The organism is Pseudomonas spelaei (genome assembly GCF_009724245.1).
Classification (GTDB): domain Bacteria; phylum Pseudomonadota; class Gammaproteobacteria; order Pseudomonadales; family Pseudomonadaceae; genus Aquipseudomonas; species Aquipseudomonas spelaei.
The window spans coordinates 49,730-75,015 of record NZ_WNNK01000011.1 but is presented as its reverse complement, the minus strand read 5'-3'; the positions used below and the strand labels follow the sequence as shown (position 1 = coordinate 75,015).

Annotated in this window: 22 protein-coding genes; 15 read left to right on the top strand and 7 right to left on the bottom strand. The window is 60.0% G+C overall.

Features of this window, described 5'->3' with window-relative positions; genetic code table 11:
• Genes cobN through GNF76_RS14615 form a run of 3 tightly spaced genes read left to right on the top strand, consistent with a single transcriptional unit; the run spans nucleotide 1 to nucleotide 5,431 of the window.
• Entirely contained in the window at nucleotides 1–3,774 is a 3,774-nt protein-coding gene (gene cobN / locus GNF76_RS14625) for a cobaltochelatase subunit CobN (RefSeq protein WP_155583859.1), read from the top strand.
• Nucleotides 3,774–4,775 carry a magnesium chelatase ATPase subunit I gene (locus GNF76_RS14620; RefSeq protein WP_155583858.1) on the top strand — a complete coding sequence of 334 codons (1,002 nt, stop codon included), beginning with the start codon at nucleotides 3,774–3,776 and terminating at the stop codon, nucleotides 4,773–4,775. The genes cobN and GNF76_RS14620 overlap by 1 nt, the downstream gene beginning before the upstream one ends.
• Before the next feature lie 53 nt (nucleotides 4,776–4,828).
• Nucleotides 4,829–5,431: a vWA domain-containing protein gene (locus tag GNF76_RS14615; RefSeq protein ID WP_155583969.1), complete on the top strand. Its 603-nt coding sequence runs from the start codon at nucleotides 4,829–4,831 to the stop codon at nucleotides 5,429–5,431.
• On the opposite strand, the gene GNF76_RS14610 is transcribed toward GNF76_RS14615, so the two are convergent.
• Nucleotides 5,388–6,374, bottom strand: a complete 987-nt coding sequence (locus tag GNF76_RS14610; protein ID WP_155583857.1) for a DUF1853 family protein — start codon at nucleotides 6,372–6,374, stop codon at nucleotides 5,388–5,390. The two genes, GNF76_RS14615 and GNF76_RS14610, sit on opposite strands and share 44 nt — an antisense overlap.
• A 195-nt stretch (nucleotides 6,375–6,569) precedes the next feature.
• On the opposite strand from GNF76_RS14610, the gene GNF76_RS14605 reads away from it, so the two are divergent.
• The 12 genes from GNF76_RS14605 (at nucleotide 6,570) to GNF76_RS14550 (ending at nucleotide 17,903) form a co-directional block, all read left to right on the top strand.
• On the top strand, nucleotides 6,570–7,460 hold the full coding sequence (locus GNF76_RS14605) for an NAD(+) kinase (protein WP_003217892.1): 891 nt from the start codon (nucleotides 6,570–6,572) through the stop codon (nucleotides 7,458–7,460).
• Nucleotides 7,457–8,431 (top strand): metallophosphoesterase, encoded by a 975-nt coding sequence (locus tag GNF76_RS14600; protein ID WP_178123347.1) that lies wholly within the window; start codon nucleotides 7,457–7,459, stop codon nucleotides 8,429–8,431. The genes GNF76_RS14605 and GNF76_RS14600 overlap by 4 nt, the downstream gene beginning before the upstream one ends.
• The gene (locus GNF76_RS14595) at nucleotides 8,428–9,297 is read left to right on the top strand and encodes a rhomboid family intramembrane serine protease (RefSeq protein WP_155583855.1); all 870 of its coding nucleotides are present in this window, start codon (nucleotides 8,428–8,430) and stop codon (nucleotides 9,295–9,297) included. The genes GNF76_RS14600 and GNF76_RS14595 overlap by 4 nt, the downstream gene beginning before the upstream one ends.
• Before the next feature lie 27 nt (nucleotides 9,298–9,324).
• Nucleotides 9,325–9,585 carry a YeaC family protein gene (locus GNF76_RS14590; protein ID WP_124367263.1) on the top strand — a complete coding sequence of 87 codons (261 nt, stop codon included), beginning with the start codon at nucleotides 9,325–9,327 and terminating at the stop codon, nucleotides 9,583–9,585.
• Nucleotides 9,582–10,412 (top strand): DUF2797 domain-containing protein, encoded by an 831-nt coding sequence (locus GNF76_RS14585; protein ID WP_155583854.1) that lies wholly within the window; start codon nucleotides 9,582–9,584, stop codon nucleotides 10,410–10,412. The genes GNF76_RS14590 and GNF76_RS14585 overlap by 4 nt, the downstream gene beginning before the upstream one ends.
• 13 nt (nucleotides 10,413–10,425) lie before the next feature.
• Complete coding sequence (gene pepN, locus GNF76_RS14580; RefSeq protein ID WP_155583853.1) at nucleotides 10,426–13,083, top strand: aminopeptidase N; 2,658 nt, start codon at nucleotides 10,426–10,428, stop codon at nucleotides 13,081–13,083.
• A 171-nt stretch (nucleotides 13,084–13,254) separates the two neighbouring features.
• Nucleotides 13,255–13,743, top strand: a complete 489-nt coding sequence (locus GNF76_RS14575; RefSeq protein ID WP_155583852.1) for a YbjN domain-containing protein — start codon at nucleotides 13,255–13,257, stop codon at nucleotides 13,741–13,743.
• A 66-nt stretch (nucleotides 13,744–13,809) separates the two neighbouring features.
• Nucleotides 13,810–14,787 (top strand): LysR family transcriptional regulator, encoded by a 978-nt coding sequence (locus GNF76_RS14570; RefSeq protein WP_155583851.1) that lies wholly within the window; start codon nucleotides 13,810–13,812, stop codon nucleotides 14,785–14,787.
• A 97-nt stretch (nucleotides 14,788–14,884) separates the two neighbouring features.
• Complete coding sequence (locus GNF76_RS14565) at nucleotides 14,885–15,601, top strand: HTH domain-containing protein (RefSeq protein ID WP_178123342.1); 717 nt, start codon at nucleotides 14,885–14,887, stop codon at nucleotides 15,599–15,601.
• Nucleotides 15,602–15,653: 52 nt separating this feature from the next.
• The gene (locus GNF76_RS14560) at nucleotides 15,654–15,995 is read left to right on the top strand and encodes a nuclear transport factor 2 family protein (protein ID WP_155583849.1); all 342 of its coding nucleotides are present in this window, start codon (nucleotides 15,654–15,656) and stop codon (nucleotides 15,993–15,995) included.
• A 138-nt stretch (nucleotides 15,996–16,133) separates the two neighbouring features.
• Complete coding sequence (gene zapE / locus GNF76_RS14555) at nucleotides 16,134–17,261, top strand: cell division protein ZapE (RefSeq protein WP_155583848.1); 1,128 nt, start codon at nucleotides 16,134–16,136, stop codon at nucleotides 17,259–17,261.
• Between the two features lie 150 nt (nucleotides 17,262–17,411).
• Nucleotides 17,412–17,903, top strand: a complete 492-nt coding sequence (locus GNF76_RS14550; protein WP_155583847.1) for a GNAT family N-acetyltransferase — start codon at nucleotides 17,412–17,414, stop codon at nucleotides 17,901–17,903.
• On the opposite strand, the gene GNF76_RS14545 is transcribed toward GNF76_RS14550, so the two are convergent.
• The 6 genes from GNF76_RS14545 to GNF76_RS29320 form a co-directional block, all read right to left on the bottom strand.
• Nucleotides 17,898–19,292: a heavy metal sensor histidine kinase gene (locus GNF76_RS14545; RefSeq protein ID WP_178123341.1), complete on the bottom strand. Its 1,395-nt coding sequence runs from the start codon at nucleotides 19,290–19,292 to the stop codon at nucleotides 17,898–17,900. The two genes, GNF76_RS14550 and GNF76_RS14545, sit on opposite strands and share 6 nt — an antisense overlap.
• Nucleotides 19,289–19,963: a heavy metal response regulator transcription factor gene (locus tag GNF76_RS14540; RefSeq protein WP_155583846.1), complete on the bottom strand. Its 675-nt coding sequence runs from the start codon at nucleotides 19,961–19,963 to the stop codon at nucleotides 19,289–19,291. The genes GNF76_RS14545 and GNF76_RS14540 overlap by 4 nt, the downstream gene beginning before the upstream one ends.
• A gap of 429 nt (nucleotides 19,964–20,392) precedes the next feature.
• A complete protein-coding gene (locus GNF76_RS14535; RefSeq protein ID WP_155583845.1) occupies nucleotides 20,393–20,614 on the bottom strand; it encodes a hypothetical protein in 222 nt (73 codons plus the stop codon).
• A 156-nt stretch (nucleotides 20,615–20,770) separates the two neighbouring features.
• Nucleotides 20,771–23,014, bottom strand: a complete 2,244-nt coding sequence (locus GNF76_RS14530) for a TonB-dependent siderophore receptor (RefSeq protein ID WP_155583844.1) — start codon at nucleotides 23,012–23,014, stop codon at nucleotides 20,771–20,773.
• A gap of 155 nt (nucleotides 23,015–23,169) precedes the next feature.
• Complete coding sequence (locus GNF76_RS14525; RefSeq protein WP_155583843.1) at nucleotides 23,170–24,912, bottom strand: phosphoethanolamine transferase CptA; 1,743 nt, start codon at nucleotides 24,910–24,912, stop codon at nucleotides 23,170–23,172.
• Nucleotides 24,913–25,083: 171 nt separating this feature from the next.
• Nucleotides 25,084–25,245: a DUF6026 family protein gene (locus tag GNF76_RS29320; protein WP_178123340.1), complete on the bottom strand. Its 162-nt coding sequence runs from the start codon at nucleotides 25,243–25,245 to the stop codon at nucleotides 25,084–25,086.
• Between the last annotated feature and the right edge of the window lie 41 nt (nucleotides 25,246–25,286).

The window sequence follows — 25,286 nt, the reverse complement described above, 5'->3', positions numbered from 1 at the left end:
ATGCACCTGCTCAGGACCCAGCCCGGCGGTTTCGTCTCGGATGACAACATTGCCGACCTTGGACAAACCCCGGCCGAGCTGGTGGTTCTGTGCAGCGGCGACTCCAGCCTGGCGCTACTGGCCGAGGCTGCCCAGCAGTTGCCCGAGGATTACCCGAGCCTGCGTCTGGCCAACCCGATGCAGGTGCAGAATCATGCTTCGGTCGACTTGTATGTGGATGAGGTGCTGCGTCACGCCAAGGTCATTCTGATCTCGCTCCATGGCGGGATTGCCTATTGGCGTTACGGCATCGAGCGCCTGGTCGAGTTGGCGCAGCGTGGCGTTCAACTGATTCTGGTACCGGGGGATGATCGTCCGGACCCGGAACTCAGTGAACTCAGCACTGTGGGTATCGAGGCGCGTGACCGTCTCTGGCACTTCCTGCGCCAGGGCGGCATGGGTAACGCCCTGGATTTCTATCGCTGCCTGGCCACGACTTATCTGGGGCGTGATTACGCCTGGGCCGAGCCGCAGGCCCTGCCACGCACGGCGATTTATCACCCGCATAAGGCCAATGCCAGCCTGAGTGATTGGCAGGCTGACTGGCAGGCCGGACTCCCGGTGGCAGCGGTGCTGTTCTATCGTTCCCACTTGCAGGCGGCCAATACCGCTTTTATCGACGTATTTTGCCAGCGCCTGCAAGCGGCGGGTCTTAACCCGTTGCCGATAGCAGTCGCCAGTTTGAAAGAGCCCGGCTGCCTGACGGTGGTCGAGGATTGGCTGGATGAAGTGCAAGTATCGGTGATTCTCAACACCACCGGCTTTGCCCAATCCAGCCCCGAAGCCCCGCATTTACGACCGTTTCGCCGTAATATCCCGGTGATTCAGGCCATTTGCGCCCAGGACAACGAACCCGGCTGGCAAGCCAGTGAGCAAGGCCTTGGCCCCCGTGATCTGGCGATGCACATTGCGCTACCGGAGCTGGACGGGCGGATCATCAGCCGGCCCATCAGCTTCAAGGACCTGGCCTGGCGCAGCGAGCGTAGCCAGTCTGACGTGGTGTGCTACCGGGCCCAGCCTGAGCGCATGGACTTTGTCGCCGAACTGGCGCGACGTTGGGTCGACCTGGCACGGGTGCCCAATAGCGAGAAACGCATTGCGCTGATTCTTGCCAATTACCCGACCCGTGATGGACGCATCGGCAACGGCGTGGGCCTCGATACCCCGGCGGCGGCACTGAATATCCTTCGGGCGCTGCAAATTGAAGGTTATCCGCTGCCAAACGAGCTGCCGGCAAGCGGCACAGCCTTGATTCAAGCGTTGTTGGGGGGCGTCAGCAACGACCTCGACAGCCTCGACCTGCGTCCTTGCCACCAAAGCCTGGGGCTGGACGACTACGAGGCGATGTTCAAGCGTCTGCCCGAGGCCAACCGCCAAGCCGTAGTGGAGCGTTGGGGCTCGCCCCACAACGATCCGATGTTCCGCGATGGCCGCATGATGATCGCCGGCCTGCGTTTTGGCCTGACCTTCGTTGGCATTCAGCCGGCCCGGGGTTATCAGGTGGACGCCAGCGCCGTGTACCACGACCCGGACCTGGTACCGCCTCACGGTTACCTCGCGTTCTACTTCTGGTTGCGCCAGACCTACGGCACCCATGCGGTGATCCACGTTGGCAAACACGGCAATCTGGAGTGGCTGCCGGGCAAAGGCGTCGGGCTTTCGCAGAACTGCTGGCCGGATGCGTTGCTGGGGCCGCTGCCGAATATCTATCCTTTTATAGTCAACGACCCGGGCGAGGGTGCGCAGGCCAAGCGGCGTACCCAGGCGGTGATCATCGACCACCTGATGCCGCCGCTGACCCGTGCCGAAACCTACGGGCCGTTGCGCAACCTGGAATTGTTGGCAGACGAGTATTACGAAGCACAACTGCTGGATCCACGCCGTGCCCAGGAGTTGCAAAAGGACATTCTCACGTTGGTGCGGGAAACCCGTATCGACCAGGAACTGGCGCTGGACGAAAACCTCGACAGCGACGCCGACGCAGCCATCTGGTTGCCGCGCCTGGACACGTACCTGTGTGACTTGAAGGAATCGCAGATCCGTGACGGCCTGCACATTTTCGGTGAGTCGCCCGTGGGGCGATTGCGTATCGACACCCTGCTGGCGTTGCTGCGCATTCCGCGGGGCGATGGCCGAGGGCCGCAATCGAGTTTGTTGCGGGTGTTGGCCAAGGCGTTTGAACTGGGCTTCGATCCGTTGGATTGCGCGTTGGCCGAGCCGTGGACCGGGCGTCGTCCCGAGGTCTTGCAGAAGATTGACCCACAGTTGTGGCGCACGGCGGGCGACACCCGTGAACGTCTGGAACTCTACGCTGCGCGCCTGATCGAGCAATCCCTGGAAGGCGCCCTTGAGCAGCTTGAAGAACCGGGCTGGCAAGACGTCAAGGGTGTGATCGAGAGCCTGCGTATTGTGGTCGCGCCGCGTCTGGATGCCTGTGGCCCGGCGGAAATGCGCGGTTTGCTGGATGCCCTGTGCGGGCGCTTCGTGCCGGCCGGTCCCAGCGGCGCACCCAGCCGTGGCCGTCTGGACGTGTTGCCGACCGGGCGCAACTTTTTCTCGGTGGATGTGCGCAACCTGCCCACCACCACGGCCTGGCGTATCGGTTTCCAGTCGGCCACCCTGATTCTTGAGCGGCATTTGCAGGATCACGGTGACCACCTGCGCCAACTTGGCCTGTCGGTGTGGGGCACCGCCACCATGCGTACCGGGGGCGATGACATTGCTCAAGCCATGGCACTGATGGGCGTGCGTCCGGTATGGGCCACGGGCAGCCAGCGGGTGGATGACTTTGAAATCCTGCCTCTGAGCCTGTTGGATCGCCCGCGTGTCGATGTGACGTTGCGGGTGTCTGGATTCTTTCGGGATGCCTTCGCCAACCTGATCCGCCTGTTCGACGCAGCAGTACAAGCGGTGGCGGCGCTGGATGAACCGGATGACATGAACCCTCTGGCAGCCAAGGTGCGCAATGAACGCGAAGCCTTGCGCCTGTCCGGGATGGATGAAGAGGCGGCGGCGAAACAGGCTGGCTGGCGGATCTTTGGCGCCAAACCCGGTGCTTATGGCGCGGGTGTGCAAGGCGCGATTGACGGTCGGTTGTGGCAGAGCCGGGAAGACCTGGCCGAGGTTTACCTCAACTGGGGTGGCTACGCCTATGGTGGTTCCGACGAAGGCACCGCCGCCCGCGAACAGTTTGCCCAGCGTTTGAGCCAGGTCCAGGCAGTACTGCAAAACCAGGACAACCGCGAGCATGACGTGCTCGATTCCAATGATTACTACCAGTTCCAGGGCGGTATGCTCGCTGCCGTGGAAACCCTGAGCGGCGACAAGGCCGCCAGTTATCACGGCGACCACAGCCAGCCCGATTTGCCGAAGATCCGTACCTTGAAAGAAGAGCTGAACCGGGTGATCCGTGCCCGGGCGGCCAATCCGAAGTGGATTGAAGGGGTCAAGCGCCATGGCTATAAAGGTGCGTTCGAGATGGCGGCGACGGTGGACAATCTGTTTGCCTTCGACGCCACCACGGCGCTGATTGACGATCATCAATATGCGTTGCTGGCGGATGCCTATTTACTGGATCCTGACACCCGCGAGTTTGTGCGCCAGCACAACCCCGCCGCCTTGCGCGATATGACTGAGCGCATGCTGGAAGCTCAGCAGCGAGGCATGTGGCAGGAGCCGGGGGCCTATCGCGAGGCGTTGGAAAACCTGTTGTTGGATATAGAAGAAGACAGTTGATGACCGAGCTCCCTCATTTCCCGCTGTCCGCCGTCGTCGGTGCCGACGACCTGAAACTGGCCCTGTGCCTGACCGCTATCGACCCGAAAATCGGCGGCGTGCTGATCGAAGGCCCTCGTGGCATGGCCAAATCCACCTTGGCCCGCGGCCTGGCAGATTTGTTGGCCAGCGGCCAGTTTGTCACGCTGCCCCTCGGTGCCACCGAAGAACGCTTGGTGGGCACCCTGGACCTGGACGCCGCGCTGAGTGAAGGGCGCGCGCAGTTTTCCCCCGGCGTGCTGGCCAAGGCGGATGGGGGCGTGTTGTACGTCGATGAGGTCAACTTGCTGCCCGACCATCTGGTGGACCTGCTGCTGGATGTGGCGGCCAGCGGTACCAACCTGATCGAGCGCGACGGTATTTCCCACCGCCATTCGGCGCGCTTTGTACTGATTGGCACCATGAATCCGGAAGAGGGTGAATTGCGTCCGCAGTTACTCGACCGTTTTGGCTTCAATGTGGTGTTGAGCGGGCAAACACAGCCTACTGAACGTGGGCAGATCATTCGCCGCAGGCTGGACTTTGACAGCGACCCTCAAGGTTTCTGCTTGCAGTGGGCTGATCAACAAGCCGCGTTGCGTGAGCGCTGCACCCAGGCTCGCGCGCTACTGGAAAGCATCCCGTTGGATGATCAGGCATTGGGGCACATCACCGAGCGCTGCTTTGCGGCCGGTGTCGACGGTTTGCGCGCTGATCTGGTCTGGCTGCGCGGCGCGAGAGCGCATGCGGCGTGGCGTGGGGTGACGGCCATCAGTGAGGAAGATATCGATACGGTGGCCGAGTTTGCCCTGCGACATCGACGTCAGGCGCAATCCAATCCTGTGACCCCGCCCAATACCCAGCCACCCAAGCCCTCTGACCCATCGCCTTCCGAGGGGCAGGGCCAGTGGGGCGACATGCCTGCCCCCGCCTTGCCGGTGGGCGCCCGCCGAGAGGTGCCCGCCTGGCCAAAAAAGCCCTAGGCATTCGCCCTCGACCTGACGCAGGGGCGGATGCCCGGCCCAAATCGGGCCGACTGGACAAGGGCAGGCAAGGACGGGCACGCGCCGCCGCCGAAGGTTCGGTGAATTGGCCGGGGACTTTGCTTGGTGGGCGGCCGCAATGCCGTGAAGACGTGTTGTACCGCCTGCGCAAGCGCTCAGCCCATGAGTTATGGCTGGTGATTGTCGACGCCTCGGCCTCCACCCGGCGGCATCAGGCCCTGAGTGATGCCAAGGGTTTTCTGGCTCAACTGTTTGATGATGCGTATCGACATCGGGCACGGATGGCATTGCTCACGGTAAGCGGGCAGTCGCCAGCGTGGCAGGTACAGGGGCTGAAGGCGGCGAAAGGCTTGAGCCGATGGCTTGACGGGCTGGGGGCGGGCGGTGGTACGCCATTGCTGGCGGCGTTGGGTGAAGCCAGTCACTGGCTGGCGGCCCGGCGTCAGCGTTATCCGGCGGAGCAGCAGCGCTTGCTGGTGATCACCGATGGGCGGCTCAAGGATGTTGAGCCATTGCCGCGGCTCGATTGCCCGGGATTACTGGTGGATATAGAGCGCGGGCCCATTCGCCTGGGACGGGCAAAAACCTTGGCTACTGGGTTGCAGGTTGATTATCGGCATATCGATAGCCTGTAAGCGCCGGCACGTTCGGCCACAGATCAGCCACCAGAAACAACCGTTCGGCCTCTTCCCATTCGCCTTCGTTATTTTCAACCAGCCGCACCATTAATTGGGCCGGCGCCATGGGGTCCAGTTCAGTCAGCCAGTGCTGCATTTTGGTCGGCTCCCATGTCTGATCCGCCGGATAGTGCGCTGGAGCCAGCCAGGCATGGCGGGGCAGGGGTTGCCAGCGGCCCGCCGGGCTTTGCATGACAAACTTCAACCAATCCCGTTGATGCAGCCAGCGCCCATTCAAATGCTGCGGATGGGCGCCAAGTGGCGCTTGCGCGGTGCCGGGCCATGGATACAGCAGATAGCCACCCAGCCACAGGTGCGCATCAAAGTGCTGGATACCCAGTGCCGCCAGGGCTTCGCGGCTTTCCGGGCGGGCGGAGATCGGCAGTTGATGCTGGGCCAGATGGGCCAGCTTGCGGTCCAGCCGGTCATGGCAACCAGGGCCCAGCCATTTGGCCGTGTCGCGCCCATCGCCTGCCTGAGGCCCCAGATACAGTTTGATCGCCAGTTCGAGATGGTGCACGCCGTCACGGTCGCGCAGCAGCATGTCCAACTCACCCAGGGTATGCCCGGCCCGGCGGATAGGCAGGTTGGCGGCCAGCAACTCCACGCCAGGTGCATGCTGCACGGCAAATTGCCACAGACGCTCGTAATACAGCCCCAGTCGGCGGGTGCGGGCCAGGCTCAGCCAGTGCTGCAAGGGGCTGCTGTCCTGGTCCAACTGCCGTAGCCAATGTTCGAGCAGGTGCGGCGCTTGCACCCAGTCGCTGCCGGTCAACGGATGACGCTGTGGCCAAGGCGTTTGCGCCAGCATCGGCGGGGCGAGCATCACCCACGCCAAGTCGCGCACCTCGGGGTGGCGCAGCTGGCGGGGCAGGTGCTGTAAATCAGGGAACAGGGTCATTGTGCGAGTGTAGCCGCTGCCGAGGCACGAGGCTGCGATGGGCTGCGAAGCGGCCCCTTAGGGCGGTCCTGCGGACACGCATCGCAGCCTCGTGCCTCGACAGCGGCTACAGGGCGACGACAAAGCATTTTGTCTAATGCCTCCTTTCGCCCATAATCGTTCTTTTTGTCGCCACGCAAACCCCGCAGGAGCCCCATGGAGCAATTTCGCAATATCGGCATTATCGGTCGCCTGGGCAGTACTCAGGTGCTGGACACCGTCCGCCGGCTGAAAAAGTTTCTGCTCGAGCGCCACCTGCACGTGATCCTCGAAGACACCATTGCCGAGATTCTGCCGGGCCATGGCCTGCAGACCTCGTCGCGCAAGATGCTCGGCGAAGTCTGCGACATGGTGATCGTGGTCGGCGGCGACGGCAGCCTGTTGGGCGCCGCCCGCGCTCTGGCCCGGCATAACGTGCCGGTGCTGGGGATCAACCGTGGCAGCCTGGGTTTCCTCACCGACATCCGTCCCGATGAGCTGGAAGTCGAAGTGGCCAAGGTGCTGGATGGCCACTATTTGGTGGAAAACCGTTTCCTGTTGCAGGCCGAAGTCCGTCGTCATGGCGAAGCCATCGGCCAGGGCGACGCCCTCAACGACGTGGTGCTGCACCCCGGCAAGTCGACGCGGATGATCGAGTTCGAGCTGTATATCGACGGCCAGTTCGTTTGCAGCCAGAAGGCCGACGGCCTGATCGTTGCCACGCCTACCGGTTCCACGGCCTACGCGCTGTCCGCCGGCGGTCCGATCATGCATCCCAAGCTCGACGCCATTGTGATCGTGCCGATGTACCCCCATATGTTGTCCAGCAGGCCCATCGTGGTCGACGGCAACAGTGAGCTGAAAATCGTGGTTTCCAAAGACATGCAGATTTACCCGCAAGTCTCCTGCGACGGGCAGAACCATTTCACCTGCGCCCCCGGTGACACCATCACCGTGAGCAAAAAAGCGCAGAAGCTGCGGCTGATCCACCCGCTGGACCACAACTATTACGAAGTCTGCCGGACCAAGCTGGGCTGGGGCAGCCGCTTGGGGGGTGGAGGCGACTGATGCTCGATCCCGCGCGTAGCTACGACCTGATTGGTGACGTGCACGGTTGCGCTCATACCCTTGAGCACTTGCTCGACCGGTTGGGTTACCACAAGCAGGGCGGCACCTGGCGCCACCCCACACGGATGGCGGTGTTCCTCGGCGATATCATCGACCGTGGCCCGCGTATTCGCGAGGCGCTGCATATCGTCCACGACATGGCTGTGGCCGGCCAGGCGTTGTGCATCATGGGCAACCATGAATTCAACGCCTTGGGCTGGAGCACACCTGCGCCGCCCGGCAGCGGCAAGCAGTTTGTGCGTGAGCACACGCCGCGCCATGCCCGGTTGATCCACGAGACCCTGACCCAGTTCGAACAGCATCCGGCCGATTGGCACGACTTCCTCGGCTGGTTCTACGACATGCCGCTGTTTGTCGATGCCGGGCGTTTCCGTGTGGTCCACGCCTGTTGGGATGACGGCTTTATCGAGCCTCTGCGCTCGAGCTTCCCGGACGGCTGTATCGACCAACACTTCTTGCAGGCGGCCGCCGTACCGGGCAGTTTCGCCAGCAATGCCTTCGACCGTTTGTTGCGCGGTACCGACATGCGCCTGCCGGACGGCTTGACGCTGACCGGTGGCGATGGCCTGACCCGTTCATTCTTCCGCACCAAGTTCTGGGAAGACGACCCGAAAACCTACGGCGATATTGTCTTCCAGCCCGATGCGCTGCCGGAACCGGTGGCCGCGACGCCGTTGTCATCCAGCGAAAAAAACTCCCTGCTGCGCTATGGCGTCGACGAGCCGTTGCTGTTCGTCGGCCATTACTGGCGCAGTGGCAAACCGGCGCCGATTCGCCCGAACCTGGCCTGCCTGGATTACAGCGCGGTGTTGTATGGCAAGTTGGTCGCTTATCGGCTGGACCAGGAAACTCGCCTTGATCCACGTAAATTTGTCTGGGTGGATGTCGAGCGTCCCGAGGTGATTTCATGAGTGCTGTTGCGGTATTGCGTCTGCCCCTGAGCGTGGACCTGGCCGGTTTCGTCAAGTTGCTGCAGCGCATGCAAGTGCCCCATCGCGTCAGCGAGGAAGCGGGGGAGCAGGTGCTGTGGGTGCCCGATAACATCAGCGAAGACGTGCGTGTGTTGTATCAACGCTTTCCGGCGGGTGATCCGGACCAGCAACTGGACATCCCGCAGCAACCGGTGGCTCAGCGTGCCGGCTTTGTCCAGCAACTGCGCCATAGCCCGGTGACTGCGCTGATTCTGTTGCTCAGCGTGATCGTCGGTGCGGTGACGATGCTGGGTGACAATCTGCAAACCATGAGCTGGCTGACCTTCCTGCCATTCCAGGTGGTAGGTGAATACCTCCACTTCACACCGTTGGCCGACAGCCTGGCGGCGGGGCAGTGGTGGCGCCTGGTGACGCCGATGCTGATTCACTTCGGCATCCTGCACTTGGCCATGAACGGCATGTGGTACTGGGAGTTGGGGCGGCGCATCGAAGTGCGCCAGGGCAGTATCAACCTGCTGGGCCTGACCCTGCTGTTCAGCCTGGTGTCCAACTACGCTCAATACTATTTCGGTGGTCCCGGTCTGTTCGGCGGCTTGTCCGGCGTGTTGTACGGCTTGCTGGGCCACTGTTGGATCTATCAATTGCTTTCGCCAAACCCGGCTTATCGTCTGCCCCGTGGGGTGCTGGTGATGATGCTGGTGTGGCTGCTGCTGTGCCTGTCGGGCCTGGTCTCGATGATCGGCTTTGGCGAAATCGCTAACGCCGCACACGTCGGCGGGCTGGTGGTCGGTTGCCTGACGGGCTTGCTGGGCGGCGTGTACAGCCGTCGCAAACACGCCCTTTGAATCTCCTATTCGTTAAGGAAGAGCCTTATGTCCTCTTTTGCTGAAATGATCGAAAACATCACCCCTGACATCTACGAGAGCCTCAAGCTCGCCGTGGAAATCGGCAAGTGGTCCGATGGCCGCAAGCTCACCGCCGAGCAGCGTGAACTGTCCCTGCAAGCGGTGATCGCCTGGGAACTGCAGAACCTGCCGGAAGACCAGCGCACCGGCTACATGGGCCCACAGGAGTGTGCCTCCAAGTCGGCACCGGTGCCGAACATCCTGTTCAAGTCGGATGCCATCCATTGATTGAGATTGGCCGTGGTGCAGTCAGCAAGATGTCGGCGCAGTTGGGTGAGCCGACCGTTCAATACGCCTTTCGCCTGGGTGAGACCGAGGTGCCGGTCAACCCGTTGATCGGCACCACCGTGCGCCTGGAATACCTGGGTGCGATTCATTGCACCCATTGTGGCCGCAAGACCAAGACCAGTTTCAGCCAAGGGTATTGCTACCCGTGCATGACCAAGTTGGCCCAGTGTGACTTGTGCATCATGAGCCCCGAGCGCTGCCATTACGACGCCGGCACCTGCCGCGATCCGGCCTGGGGCGAGAAGTTCTGCATGACCGATCACGTGGTCTACCTGGCCAACTCGTCGGGGATCAAGGTCGGTATCACTCGCGCCAGTCAGTTGCCAACCCGCTGGCTGGACCAAGGGGCGAGCCAGGCATTGCCGATCATGCGGGTGTCTACCCGTCAGCAATCGGGCTTTGTCGAAGACCTGTTCCGCAGTCAGGTGGCCGACAAGACCAACTGGCGCGCATTGCTCAAGGGGGATGCTCAGGCGGTGGATCTCAAACAGGTACGCGATGAGCTGTTTGCTTCCTGCGCCGAAGGCTTGCTTGGGTTGCAAGAGCGCTTTGGCCTACAGGCCATTCAGCCGGTGACCGATATCGAACCGCTCGAAATCCGCTACCCGATCGAGCAGTATCCAACCAAGATCGTCAGCTTCAACCTGGACAAGAACCCGATTGCCGAAGGCACACTGATGGGGATCAAGGGCCAATACCTGATCTTCGACACCGGCGTTATCAATATTCGTAAATACACGGCCTACCAGCTCGCCGTGCATCAGTAGAAGGATTCGACGCATGCGCACCGAACAACCGAAGATGATTTACCTTAAGGACTATCAGGCGCCCGAGTACCTGATCGACGAGACGCACCTGACCTTCGAGTTGTTCGAGGACCACAGCCTGGTCCATGCGCAACTGATGATGCGCCGCAACCCGGCCCGTGGCGCAGGCCTGCCGCCGCTGGTGCTGGATGGCCAGCAGTTGGAGTTGCTGTCGGTCAGCCTGGCCGACCGCGAGCTGACAGCGGCTGACTACCAGTTGAGCGAAAACCACCTGACGCTGCACCCGACGAGCAACAGCTTTACACTCGACACCAGCGTCAAGATCCATCCGGAAACCAACACCGCCCTGGAAGGCCTGTACAAATCCAGTGGCATGTTCTGCACCCAGTGCGAGGCCGAGGGTTTCCGCAAGATCACCTATTACCTCGACCGCCCGGACGTGATGAGCAAGTTCACCACCACGGTGATCGCTGAGCAGCACAGCTACCCGGTGCTGCTGTCCAACGGCAACCCGATTTCCTCAGGCCCTGGCGAAGACGGCCGGCACTGGGCGACCTGGGAAGATCCGTTCATGAAGCCGGCTTACCTGTTTGCGCTGGTAGCGGGTGACCTGTGGTGCGTCGAAGACACCTTCACCACCATGACCGAGCGCACTGTGGCGCTGCGCATTTACGTCGAGCCGGAAAACATCGACAAGTGCCAGCACGCCATGACCAGCCTGAAGAAGTCCATGCGTTGGGACGAAGAGGTCTATGGCCGCGAGTACGACCTGGACATCTTCATGATCGTCGCGGTCAATGACTTCAACATGGGCGCAATGGAGAACAAGGGCCTCAATATCTTCAACTCGAGCGCCGTGCTGGCTCGTGCCGAAACCGCCACCGATGCCGCACACCAGCGCGTCGAGGCGATCGTTGCCCACGAATACTTCCACAACTGGTCGGGCAACCGCGTGACCTGCCGCGACTGGTTCCAGCTGTCGCTCAAGGAAGGCTTCACCGTATTCCGTGATTCGGGCTTCTCTGCCGACATGAACTCGGCCACGGTCAAGCGCATCCAGGATGTGGCCTACCTGCGCACCCACCAGTTCGCCGAAGACGCCGGCCCCATGGCCCACGCCGTGCGCCCGGACAGTTTTATCGAGATCTCCAACTTCTACACCCTGACGGTGTACGAAAAGGGCTCGGAAGTGGTCGGCATGATCCATACCTTGCTCGGCGCTGAAGGCTTCCGTAAAGGCAGTGACCTGTACTTCGAACGCCATGACGGCCAGGCCGTGACCTGTGATGACTTCATCAAGGCCATGGAAGACGCGAATGGCGCCGACCTGACCCAGTTCAAGCGCTGGTACAGCCAGGCCGGTACGCCACGGTTGGCGGTCAGCGAGTCCTACGATGCTGCGGCAAAAACCTACAGCCTGACCTTCCGTCAAAGCTGCCCGGAAACCCCGGACAAGGTCGAAAAACTGCCGTTCGTGATTCCGGTGGAGCTGGGCCTGTTGGACCGCAAGGGCGCCGGTATTGCCCTGCGCCTGGCGGGTGAAGCAAAGGCGGGCGCTATGTCTCGGGTGATTTCGGTGACCGAAGCCGAACAGACTTTCACCTTCGTTGATATCGCCGAACAGCCATTGCCTTCGCTGCTGCGTGGCTTCTCGGCGCCGGTGAAGCTGAGCTTCCCCTACAGCCGCGATCAGTTGATGTTCCTCATGCAGCACGACAGCGACGGTTTCAATCGCTGGGACGCCGGCCAGCAATTGTCGGTGCAGGTGTTGCAGGAGCTGATCGGTCAACATCAACAGGGCAAGGCGCTGGTGCTGGATCAACGCCTGATCAGTGCACTGCGTAGCGTGTTGAGCGACGAAAGCCTGGACCAGGCGATGGTCGCCGAGATGCTGTCACTGCCGAGCGAAGCCTACCTGGCTGAAATCAGCGAAGTGGCTGACGTCGACGCCATCCACTCGGCCCGTGAGTTTGCCCGCAAGCAGTTGGCCGACAGCCTGTTCGAGGGTTTGTGGCTGCGTTACCAGGCCAATCGCGAGCTGTCCAGGAAAACGCCTTACGTGGCGGCTGCCGAGCATTTCGCCCGACGCGCGTTGCAGAACATCGCCTTGTCGTACCTGATGCTCAGCGGTAAGCCCGAAGTACTGGCAGCCACCCTGGAACAGTTCGATGCTTGCGACAACATGACCGAACGCCTGACGGCGCTGGCGGTGTTGGTCAACTCGCCGTTCGACGCTGAAAAGGCCAACGCCCTGGCGGTGTTTGCCGAGAACTTCAAGGACAACCCGCTGGTCATGGATCAGTGGTTCAGCGTTCAGGCCGGCAGCGGTTTGCCGGGCGCACTGGAGCGGGTCAAGGCGCTGATGCAGCACCCGGCGTTCAATATCAAGAACCCGAACAAGGTTCGGGCTCTGGTGGGCGCATTTGCCGGACAGAACCTGATCAACTTCCACGCGGCAGATGGTTCAGGCTATCGCTTCCTGGCGGACCTGGTGATCGAGTTGAATGCCTTCAATCCGCAGATTGCCTCGCGGCAGTTGGCGCCGCTGACCCGCTGGCGTAAATACGACAGTGCCCGTCAGGCACTGATGAAGGCCGAACTGGAGCGGATTCGCACCTCCGGCGAGCTGTCCAGCGATGTGTTTGAAGTGGTCAGCAAAAGTCTCGCTTAACGTCCCCGTCGAACGGCCCGTTTTTTACGAAACGGGCCGTTTCTCCTTATACCTTGTCAATTTTTCAGCTCGGTCGAGCAGACTGGAAAATTCCGGCTAGCCTATGAAGGTCCGCCTTGGGATAACCTCAAGGTGGCCATCGTTCAGCCCATGACAAGGAAAGCATTCACGATGACCTCCCCAGCATTGATCACCAGTGTTTCCGCCGACAGCCTGACCGAAGTCCTGCAAGGGGCTGGTCTACGGGTCAACCGTTCCGAACAGAATTCTGTCGTACAACTGCTCAGCGCCAGCCAGGGTATTGGTTATGCGTTGCGCTTTGGCAACCCTGGCACGGAAGCCGGCCATTACGTTGATTTCACCTTCAGCTGTGCGTTGCGTATTCAGGGCGAGTTGCCGGCCGGGTTAGCGGAGTTCTGGAATGCCTCGCGACGTTTCGCTCGTCTGTCGGTCCAGGGCGAGTTCCTTGTGATGGAGATGGATGTGCTGGCAGCGGGTATTACCCTTGACCATTTGCGCGGTAGCCTGGAGTTGTGGGATCGGTTGCTGCAGGAGTTCATTGTCTACCTGCGCGATTACAGTCAGAGGGCCGCGCAGTTGCAGGAGCAGGCCGGGGCGGGTGAGGCCGTGGCGCCGGACACGGAGTCGACGCACGCTTGATAGACCGACTGGAGTGAGGGTGTAATCGCCCTCGCTCTATCCCAGGCCAACGACAGGAAGTCATTGATGGCAATGTTTCAAATCCCGAGCGTCGAGGGGCCGGCTCGTATTCCGCTTGCGAGTCATCCTCGTTCATGGACGAGCCTGGCAGCCACGGTTGAGCCCCGAGTGGCCGAATATTTTCTGGTCAGTGCGCGTTGCGGCTGCTTCAAGCAGGCGGCACGCCACCTGAATATCCGCGCGCCCCTTTTACGTCGGCAACTGGCGCAACTGGAAGAAACGGTGGGACGGACGCTGTTCTCCTATCAGGGCAGTACGCTGGCCCTCAGTCGTGAAGGCCTGCAATTACAGGCGCAGTTGATGGCTCTGGTGCCACAACGCACCACGCAGGTGGTCAGCCAGCCGTTGGTGCGCCTCGCGATTGCCGCACCGATCCTGCATGACATTTTGAGCCGTGACCTCATTGCTTTGTTGCGGCGCGATGCCAGCGTACGGCTTGAAGTGATCGCCGTGGACAACAACCAACAGTCGTTGCAAGCGGCCAATGCCGACGTGGTGTTATGGCTGTCGGACTCCGGCGTGGTATCCACCAGCCCGGGCTTTGCGATTCGCGAACCTCAACATTTGGCCAGCCTTGATTACCTGCCGCATATGGCCAAGCGCTATTCCCGAACCATTGCTCGTCCGGAACACTTGGAGGGGCTGGCTGACTATCTGTTGGTGCAGTGGCAGCCTGAGCGGCAGGTCAAGGTGTTTGCGCCCTGGAATGCGCAGATCGACCGGCGCGAGGCCGGGGTGGTGCATGCGCATACCTACGAGCTGATGCTGGAGATGATCCGGAGCAGTGCCTGCATTGGTTTGTTACCCGCCTATATGAGTCGGTTTGATCGGACCCTGACGCCGTTGCCCGGTCTGTTCGATGCACCCATGCAACGGCAAGTCTGGGTGGCACTGAATGCCCAGCTCGAAGTATCGGAAGCAGTGCAGGTGATTGTCGACTTGATCGTGCGCACCTTTGATGAGCGTCGCGAATGGTTTGAGTGAAACCGCCTGCTGTAGCGCGGGGCGACCTTGCTCCTGACACTTTCTGACAGGGCCCTCTGCTAAGCTGCGCTCACTTTTCTTCTCGAGCGTGATGACCGTGTCGCGTACCAGTCGTCTACTGACCTTGTTACAAGTCTTGCGGGGCAAGAAACGTCCGGTGACTGCAGCCATCCTGGCGGCTGAGCTGGAGGTTTCCGAGCGTACGCTTTACCGGGATATCGCTGAATTAACCGCACTCGGCGCACCGATCTTCGGTGAGGCGGGGGTCGGCTATGTGCTGCGTAGCGGGCTGTTCCTGCCACCGTTGATGCTCAATGCCGACGAGACCGAAGCCATCGTCCTGGGTTTGCGCTATGTCGATCAGCGGGGCGATGACGTGTTGAGTCACGCCGCTGCCAATGCGTTGGCGAAAATCGCCGCAGTATTGGACCCCGCCGCCCAGGAAGCCTTACGTAACCCCACGCTGTTACCGGGCCCGCGAGGGTATGGCTACCCGGAAAACCGAGTGCCACTGAATGTGTTCCGTGATGCCATTCGCAGCCAGGCCAAGTTGCATATCGATTATGCCGACGCCAGCCAGACCCCCAGCCAACGCCTGATCTGGCCCCTGGCCCTTGGTTTTCTCAATGAGGCGCGGGTGATCGTGGCCTGGTGCGAATTGCGCGAGGCCTATCGTACCTTCCGTACCGACCGGATTGCCGCCGCGACTGCCCAGGGCGAGCGTTATCCGGGGCGGCGCAGTGACTGGCTGCGGGCCTGGCGCAAGTTGATGGAGCAGAACGAATCCGGGCCTTTCACTCCTGACAAGAACTGACACAACACTGCCTTAGGATGACTCTGGAAATCACCAACAAGGAGTTGTCAGCATGTCCCAACCCACCCCTGAACTGGCCCCGGCGATTGTGGCTTACATCGCGGCGGCCAATGCCAGAGACACCTCGGCTGTGACTCACTGTTTCGCCGAAGATGCCAATGTGTTCGATGAAGGTGAGCACCAGGCTGGTACGGTAGCCATTGCCCGCTGGATGGAAGACACGGGGCGTCGTTACCAGCCGAAGGTCGAGGTACTGAACGTCCAGCACCGTACCGGCAAGGTACTGGTCAGCAACCTGATAACCGGCAGCTTTCCGGGCAGCCCCCTGGAGTTGCGCTACACCTTTCGGCTGAATGAGGCCGGGAAGATTTCGCGGCTGGATATTTCCCTGTAACCGGTGTAGCCGCTGTCGAGGTACGAGGCTGCGATGCGTGTCCGCAGAACCGCCGTCCTGGGGCCGCTACGCTGCCCATCGCAGCCTCGTACCTCGACAGCGGCTACAGGAGCGCTAGGTCATGGCATACTGCCTCGCATGACTTTCGACTCGCCACTTGCCGCCTACCAGCATGCCATCGCCCAGGACGGCTTCATCGCCGATGACGCCCAATGGCGGGCGGTGCAAGCCCTTCAACAGTGTCACGAAGCCTTGCACCAGGGCCGCACGCCGATCACCGGGGTGTACCTGTGGGGGCCGGTTGGTCGTGGCAAGACCTGGTTGATGGATCAGTTCTACGAAACCCTGCGAGTGCCGGCACGGCGCCAACATTTTCACCACTTCATGGGTTGGGTGCATCAGCGCTCGTTCCAGTTGACGGGTACCCACGACCCATTGCAGGCCCTGGCCCGAGAGCTGAGCCAGGAAGTGCGGGTGTTGTGTTTTGACGAATTGTTCGTCAACGACATCGGCGACGCCATCATCCTTGGCCGGCTGTTTCAGGTGATGTTCGAGGAAGGGGTGGTGATGGTTTGCACGTCCAATCAGCCGCCGGACCAGTTGTATGCCGATGGTTTCAACCGTGACCGGTTCCTGCCGGGTATCGAGGCAATCAAGCGGCATATGCAAGTGGTGGCTGTGGACGGGGGAGAGGATCATCGCCTGCACCCTGGCGTCGGCGTGCAGCGTTACTGGGTCGATCAGCCCGAGGCGCTGGCCGAGGTGTTCAGGCAACTGAGCAATGGGCAGGCGGTCAGCAGTGCCCCGGTCGCCGTTGGTTATCGCTCCGTCGTTGCGGTGCAGTCCAGCGATACGGTGCTGTGGTGCCGCTACTGTGATCTGTGTGAACAACCCTTGGCTGCCATGGACTTCATGCTGCTGTGCGATCGCTTCAAGGTGATATTGCTGGGAGATGTTCCCAACCTTAGTGCACAAAAGCGCCCGGGGCGGATCGCCCGTGGCACCGAGGACGCCGCGCAGCGTGTGGATGCCGGTGATCGGGAGCTGCCCGAGTTGTCGGTGCATGACGACAGTGTCCGGCGTTTCATCGCCCTGGTGGACGAGTGCTACGACCGCAAGGTGCCGCTGTATATCGAGGCCAAGGTGGCGCTGGAAAGCCTCTATACCGAGGGCTATCTGGAGTTCCCGTTTCGCCGGACCTTGAGCCGTTTGCAGGAAATGCAGTTGCAGCGTTTTGCCGCTCCTGTGTCCGAAAATACGCAGTAGCGGGCAGAACACGGACCTCCCTATGGGGCAAATTCGTGCTTTCACGCAGATGGATGTAGTTAATCTCCTTCATCTAACGCGCGCTCCCCGCTTACAATCGACCCCTTTGAGGGGAACGTAGTCCCCGTTCAGTCGTTATCGAGGAAGGAAATGGACGCCGCAGACATACTGGTGCTGCAAGCCAGCTACAGCAATCCTGTACACGCCGAGGCCCTTGGCCTGTTGCTCAATCATTACGCACAAGATGCAATGGGTGGTGGTCACGAGCTGCCCGCCGACCGTCTGCTGCAACTGCCTGACGAGTTGGCCAAGCGCCCTCATGCGTTCAGTGTGCTGGCGTTTGTCAACGGAGAACCGGCTGGGCTGATCAACTGTTTCGAAGGCTTCTCGACCTTCGCCTGTCGGCCACTGGTCAATGTCCACGACGTGGTGGTCATGGACAAATTCCGCGGCCTGGGGCTGAGTCAGAAAATGCTGCAAAAGGTCGAGGAAATCGCCCGTCAGCGTGGCTGCTGCAAGATCACCCTGGAAGTGCTTGAAGGCAATGAGGTGGCTCAGGCGTCATACCGCAAGTTCGGTTTCGACGATTCGATCTTCGATCCCGCCTATGGGCGTATGTTGTTCTGGAGCAAGGCGCTATAGGGGGGCAGGGTTGGGAAACACTAACCGGAACAGGGTATAGCTGCCTTGCAGGCTGCTGACTTCAGTCTGGCCCTGATGCAAGTTCATGATCGAGCGCACAATAGCCAGCCCCAGGCCTGTCCCGCCTTCCGCCCGGGTACGGCTGCTGTCGACGCGGTAGAAGCGTTCGAACAAGTGCGGCAAGTGTTGCGCAGCAATCCCTGCACCGGGATTACCCACTGACAGCGACACGTTGTCGGCATGGTTTTCTACCAACAATGAAATGCTCGCTGCCCGAGGGCTATGGCGGATGGCGTTGGACAGCAGGTTGGAGATCGCCCGCTGGATCATCAACCGATCTCCATGCACCGAGCCCTCGCCGGAGAGGCTCAGGGTCAGGTGCTTGTCCTCGGCACTCAAGGCAAACAGATCCATGACCCGTCGTGCCTCCTGCTCCAGGGATACTTGTTCAAAGGCCACTCGCGCCGCCGGGTGACTGACCTGGGCGAGAAACAACATGTCGCTGACGATCCGTGTCAAACGCTCCAGCTCTTCGGTGCTCGACTCCAGTACAGCTTTGTATTCCGCAGGCGGCCGCTCCCGGGACAACGTTACCTGGGCCTTGCCCATCAGGTTGGTGATGGGCGAGCGCAGTTCATGGGCCAGGTCGTCGGAGAACTGCGACAGCTGCTGCACGCCGCCATCCAGGCGATGCAGCATGAAGTTGATGCCCTGGGCCAGTTCGCCGAGCTCCCTGGGCAGGTTGTCCACGGACAAGCGATGAGTCAGGTCCTGGGTGGTGACTTTGGCCGCAATGCGACTGAATTGTTGCAACGGTGCCAGGCCGCGTTGCACTACCCACCAAGCGCCGATGCCGATCAACATCAGCAGCAAGGGCAGGGCAATCACCGTGGAGCGCAGGTAGGCACTAAGCAGGGCCTGATCATCGGAGCGATCCAGGGACAACAGCACTCGCACGTTCTCGCCGTTGCGCAAGCGCATCAGGCTGGAAGCGCTGAGGATCTGATTGCCGGTGCTGTCGGTCCAGTTCAGGTAGCCGAGGCTTTCTCTGTCGGTAAAGTCAGTCAGCAACGGCACTTGCGACCGGGCACCGACACTGAGTAGCGGGGCGGCAGTGGGGTCGGTGCCAGTGATGGTCAGGTAAAAATTGTCATGCCCCATCACCAGGTCCAGCACTGAATGAGGGGCGGCGGCGATGTCGCTGGACTTCAGGTCTTGGGTCAGGCTGTGCTGCAGTTGCTCCATCTTGCTTTCCAGGCCCTTGCGCGCCAGGTTTTCCAGCTCATGGCTGAGCGCCAGGTAGGCGAGGGTTGCCAACAACAACACCAGGCCTGCGCCCATCAGGCTGACCGTCAGCCCAAGGCGCATCGACAGGCTGGAGGACTTCACTGACGGACCTCCAGCACATAACCGACGCCGCGGATGGTGTGGATCAGCTTGACGTCGCTCAGGTCGTCAATCTTGGCCCGCAAGCGGCTGATTGAAACTTCAACCACATTGGTGTCGCAATCAAAGTTCATGTCCCATACGAGTGAAATAATCTGGGTGCGGGTCATTACTTCGCCACTCTGGCGCATCAGTACTTGCAGAAGTGCAAACTCCTTGGTGGTTAAATCAATGCGTCGTGTACCGCGATAAGCTCGGTGCCGGCGCGGATCAAGTTCAAGATCAGCCACTCGGAATACCTCCGGCAAGGGAATATGCTCACTACGGCGCAACAGGGTACGGACGCGTGCCAGCAGTTCGGGGAACTCAAAGGGCTTGACCAAATAGTCATCGGCGCCCATATCCAGGCCCTTGATTTTATCTGCCAGTCGACCACGAGCGGTTAGCATCATCACACGGGTCGTGGTGTTCTGGCGTAGTTCTTCAAGGACTTGCCAGCCATCTTTTGTCGGAAGATTGACGTCAAGAAGTACCAGTTCATAGGGTTGTTGATCCGTCAGATGCAGTGCATCTACGCCGTTGGCGGCACAGTCGACGACATAGCCACTTTCAGTCAGGCCCTGATGTAAATAGTCGGCTGTTTTTGGCTCGTCCTCGACGACAAGAATACGCATGAAAGTTCACCTCTAAAACATGAAGAAATAATAAAATTTACGAAGTATGTAGTCCCGAAAGTAGGAAAATTCTAGACCTTGAAGTAGCTATAGGGTCAAGCGATAAAGGCCTCTAATGCGGGGTTTTTGTGGGGGTGCGACGATCGGTCGCTAAGGTGCGTGGCGTGATTTCACACGGCATTTGGTCCTACAAGGAAAAGGGGATGAAAGGCCGCGATAATTCATTCTGAATGTTTCTTCGCTAATCCCCAAGGTGCCCTGATCATTAACGGGATATTAATACCGAACAGCTATTTAAGGTGATGAATGGCTTATTTGTAATGTTGCCGAAAGCTTATTGAAAAAAGCAGGCATAAAAAAAGCGCCCATTGATGGGCGCCAAGTTAACCTTCGCTATCGGAGCGCAATAGCGCAGGGTGTTGCGGGAAATCAGCTGTTGGGTTGTTGCATGGTGTCATTTTTCTCGACGACGTCCGAATTGACTTTCTTGGCCTGTGCGGAGGCAGTCTGTTCGGTAGTGCCGTGATTTTTTTCCTGCATGAACGTGAAGTTATTGTAGAACTCCTTCGAACGTTCAGAACCACCTTCTGCAAAAGCGGCAGCGGAAGTTAAGGTCATCAGGCCAGCAAGCATCAAAGTCGAGAGTTTCATCGTGTGTGTTCCCATTAAGTGTGATTGGTGTCTGCCTCGTCCGTGATCAGCGTCATGGGCGAAGTGTGGGTCAATTGTATTAAGTGGGAGTTAACGTGACGGTGGCCCGAAGTTAACGATTTCGTTAACTTCGGGCCCGGTGATCGACAAGGTGATTTAGAGCTTCCAGTCCAGGCTCAGGGCCACGGTGCGCGGGTCGCCCCAGTAGACGCCGTTATAGAAGCCGACGTTGTTGTAGTATTTTTTGTCGAACAGGTTGTTGACGTTCAGCGACGCAGAAAGATTTTTGTCGAACTCGTAGCGGGACATGAGGTTGACCAGGCCGTAGGCTTCTTGGTGGATCTCGGTCCTCTGGGTGATGATTTTCCCAGTGGCGTCACGTCCGACCGGACGGTTACCAAAGCCATAGATGTCGCTCTGCCAACTCAGTCCTGCACCGACCGTCAGGGCTTTCCAGGCGCCCGGCAGGCGATAGGTGGTGGACGCTCGGAGCAAGTTCAGCGGCTGCTGGGTGTTGTTGCGCTGCTTTTCCCCATTGACCGAATGGGTGTAGGTGTAGCCTGCCGTCAGGTTCCAGTCGGGCAACACTTCGCCTGCGGCCTCCAACTCAAACCCTTGCACCTTGTTGCCCTTGCCGCCGGACTTGTAGTAAGCCTCGCCCTTGGGGCCAGGTGGTACGGAGTCGTCGACTTCTGCCACGTTGTCCTGGCTTGTCCAGAAGACTGCGCTGGACAGGTTGAGACGGTCATTGAACAGGCTACCCTTAAGGCCCAGTTCGTAGTTCTTGCCGACAATCGGCTCAAGGTACTTGTCGCCTACGTCCTTTTGCGTCTGCGGTTTGAAGATGTCGGTGTAGCTGACGTACGCCGTGAAGTCCTGATTGATGTCGTAAAGCAGCCCGGCGTAGGGCGTCCAGACGTCGTTATGGGTCTGGCGGCTGGTTTGGCTGGAGATCATTCGGCGATTGCCATCGTATTTGTAAGTCGAGCTGCTGGTCTTCCAACTGCCGTAACGGCTACCCAGCACCGCATGCCAGTCGTCGCTCAGGCTCAGGCGTGTCGCCACGTAGCCGGCTTTTTGATAGGTGCTGCTGTTATTGGCATCCAGGTCGGTGGTTTCATCCGCAAACTCGGGAACCTTGATCGGGTGCTTCCAGTCGGCAATCTTGTCGTAGTCACCCGGTACGCCGCCGTCAATGATGTAGGGCTCGTTGTCGCGATGACGGGCCTGGCCATAACCGATCATGGCTTCATGCTCGCGACCCAATAGTGAATAGGGGCCTGCGATATTGAAGTCCACTGCATCCATCTTGTCTTCGCCGGCCCAATGGCTGCGATAGGCAATGATCCCGCTGCGATCGGCATTCGGGTAGCCGCGGCCACCGTAGTAAACCTTGCCGTCGGTTTCACTCTCCCGATGGGTGTAGGCGGCCTTGAGATGCCAATCGTTGGCCAGTCTCTGGTCCAGCGTAGCGAAGGTTGTACGGTCGGTCAGCGGCCAATTGCTCCAGGATTGGGTGATGTTGTTGTGGCGTGGCAGATTGGCCTTGCCCCCCGAAGAGTTCCAATAGGGCAGGCTGCCCCAGGTCGCGCCCTCGGCCTGTTTGTCCTGATAGTCGTAACCCACCGCCAGTACTGTGTCGTCAGTCAGGTCCGCTTCGAGAATGCCGTAGCCGACCTTGCGTTCAACGGCATAGCGATCGCGGAACGATTGGCTGTCGCGGTAGGCCAGCACCGTGCGCCCGCGCAAACGTCCATCGAAGCCCAATGGGCCTCCGACGTCGAGGTAACTGTAGTAATTGTCATAGCTGCCAGCGCTGACGCCGACCTTGCTCGTCCATTCATGGGTAGGGCGTTTGCGCACCATATTGATGGTGCCCGACGGGTCGCCAGCGCCCGTGGTCAGGCCTGTTGCGCCACGTACCACTTCGATACGGTCATAGATGATCGTGTCGGAGTCCGACTTCAAACCGGAGAACGTGTTGAGCATCCCGTCGATCTGGAAGTTCTGGATGCTGTAGCCGCGAGAATAGAAGTTGAAGCGTTCGGAGTCCGTGCGCTGTACCACCACGCCCGTGGTCTGGTTCATCACCTCGGTCAACGTGCCCAGCTTGAAGTCGTCCATTTGCTGGCGGGTGATCACCGAGACGGACTGCGGGGTTTCCTTGATCGACAGGTTGAGCCGCGTCGCGGTGCTCATGGCGCCGGTGGTGTAGGAACCGGTGTCTTCGGTGTTGGAGCCGAGGCTGTCGGCGGTGATGTTGGTACTGGCCAGTTCCAGGGTTGTTGCAGGTTCTTCGGCTTCTTGCCGAACCTCGGTTTCAGCCAGCAAGTCCGGGCTCATGGCCAGGCTCAGCAGGCCTACGGTCAGGGTCATGGAACGAGTGATGGGCGCGAACATCGCAGCGAACTCCTTGTCGTCTTTGAAAAAATGCCATTGGCTCAAAGACGAAGGGAGGCGGGGATCTTTAGCTTTAAACGAGAATTATTATTATCTTCGCGTGTAAAAGACATCGGGTTTCACCGCATTGCGCAGGTGAAACCCGTGAGTGTGGGCTACTTGACGACGACGTTGGCCGGGTCAGGTTTCTTCGGTGCCAACAGGCTGAAATCAATCAAGGGCTTTTGCTGGCGGGCGTAAGGATCACCAATCATCAGCGGCCGGGCCTTGAAGCTGTCGCTGATCAGGCTCTTGCTGTGGTCCAGCTCATCAAACGTGATGCCTGCCATGTCGGCCCAGGTATGAATCAGCTGCGAGCTCTTGTAGGGGCGCTGCAAGTCACCGGCAAAATTCCAGTCATGGCTTTCGCGCCACTTCGGCGAAGCCCAGGCCATGAACGGAATGGTGTACATCGGCGCCGTTGGCTTGCCTTCGTTGCGGCCCAGAGTGTTGTGGCCCGCAGAGTCGTAGACGTCTTCACCGTGGTCGGAGAGGTACAGCAAGAAGCCGTTGGGGTCGGTCTTGGCGTAGTCCTTGATCAGGCTTGCGACCACGAAGTCGTTGTACAGCACCGCATTGTCGTAGCTGTTGTAGGTCGGCAACTGATCGTCGCTGACACCGGCCGGCACGCCCTGGCGATCGGTGAATTTGTCGAAGGTCGGCGGATAGCGATACTGGTAGCTCATGTGAGTGCCCAGCAGGTGCACGACGATGAACTTGCGCTCGGCAGTGTCGGCCATGGCCTTGGCAAACGGCTCCAGCACGTCGCCGTCGTACTGGCGGGCGTTCTGGTTGCGGTTGTTGTTCAGGTACACCTGCTCGTCGGCCTGTTCGGAGAAGGTCGTGAGCATGGTGTTGCGCTTGGTCATGGTCTGCTGGTTGGTGATCCAGAAAGTCTTGTAGCCGGCCTGCTTCATCACACTGACCAGGGACGGTGTCTTGAGGTACAGGTCCGGGCTCTCTTCGTCGGCGAAGGTCAGTACCTGTTGCAGTGCCTCGATGGTGTAGGGGCGCGGGGTGATGACGTTATCGAACACCGCCAGTTGGTCGCGCAACTTGTCCAGCTCCGGCGTGGTGTTGCGCGGGTAACCGTACAGGCTCATACGCTGGCGGTTGGTGGACTCGCCGATGACCAGTACCAGGGTCGACGGTTGGCCGGCCATGCTGTCTTTGAGGTTGGTCAGCGGTGGAATCTTGCTGACGCTGTCCAGCATGCCTTGCATGTTGTCCAGTTGCTCGGTGTAGCGGCGGTAGGCAACGATCATCTGCCATGGCACTGCCGGCTCGATCCGGGTTTCGAAACGGTCGATGGCCAGTTCCATGGAGTCGGTCCTGGCGATCTGCTTGACCAGCGGGTAGCCAATGATGGCAATCACGATGGCTGCGGCGGCCAGCATGGCCTGACCCCGTGGCAGGTAGACCGGGTGCACCCGGGTCCACAGGAAAATCGCCATCGCGGTGTGGGCGAGGAAGGCCAGGACGATCCACCAGGCGAAGTATTGGGTCGCGTATTCGCCCGCTTCAGAGATGTTCGACTCGAACATGATGAAGATGACGCTCTGGGAGAATTCCTGCTGGTAAATGAAGAAGTAACCCAGGCTGGCCATGGAGCAGGCCCACAGCACTACGCCGATCAGTGCTGCAATCAGCCGCGCACGCCGTGGGAACAACAACATGGGTGCCAGCCACAGCGCACTCATGAAGAACGCCTGGCGGAAACCGCTGAAGCCGGAAGTGCCGGTCAGTTGGATCAGTAGTTGGGTAATACCCGAGAAGTACCAGAAAAACAGGAACATCCAGCCAAGACCGGACCAATCGAACCCTTTCGCAGACGTAGTGCTGCGTTTAAACATCGCCATCCAGCGCTCCACCCGTTCATTTTTCACCATTGCCGCACACGAATAGGTGCATGGCAGGAGGGCTTCCGCGCATGGCGGCGCCCCTTTAGCGCGGGATTATCGAGAAAAGCGTGTGAAAACTTTGTGAGTTAAATCTGACACAATTGCGCTGGCTACGATCTGCAGGGGCGTTTAGGGCGCGCTGTGTACCCTTTCGCAGCCTCGTGCCTCAGCGGCGGCTACAGAGGCGCGCAGGCGCAGGACTTCTTGTTGCAGTTGATCGCGCTCATCTTTCAGTTGGCGCAGTTCATCGCGACGAATAGTGACGTAGAGGGTTTGGGGCGGGCGTGTCATCTGTGTTGCGCTCATTGCTTACCTCGCAAATGGCCAGTGCA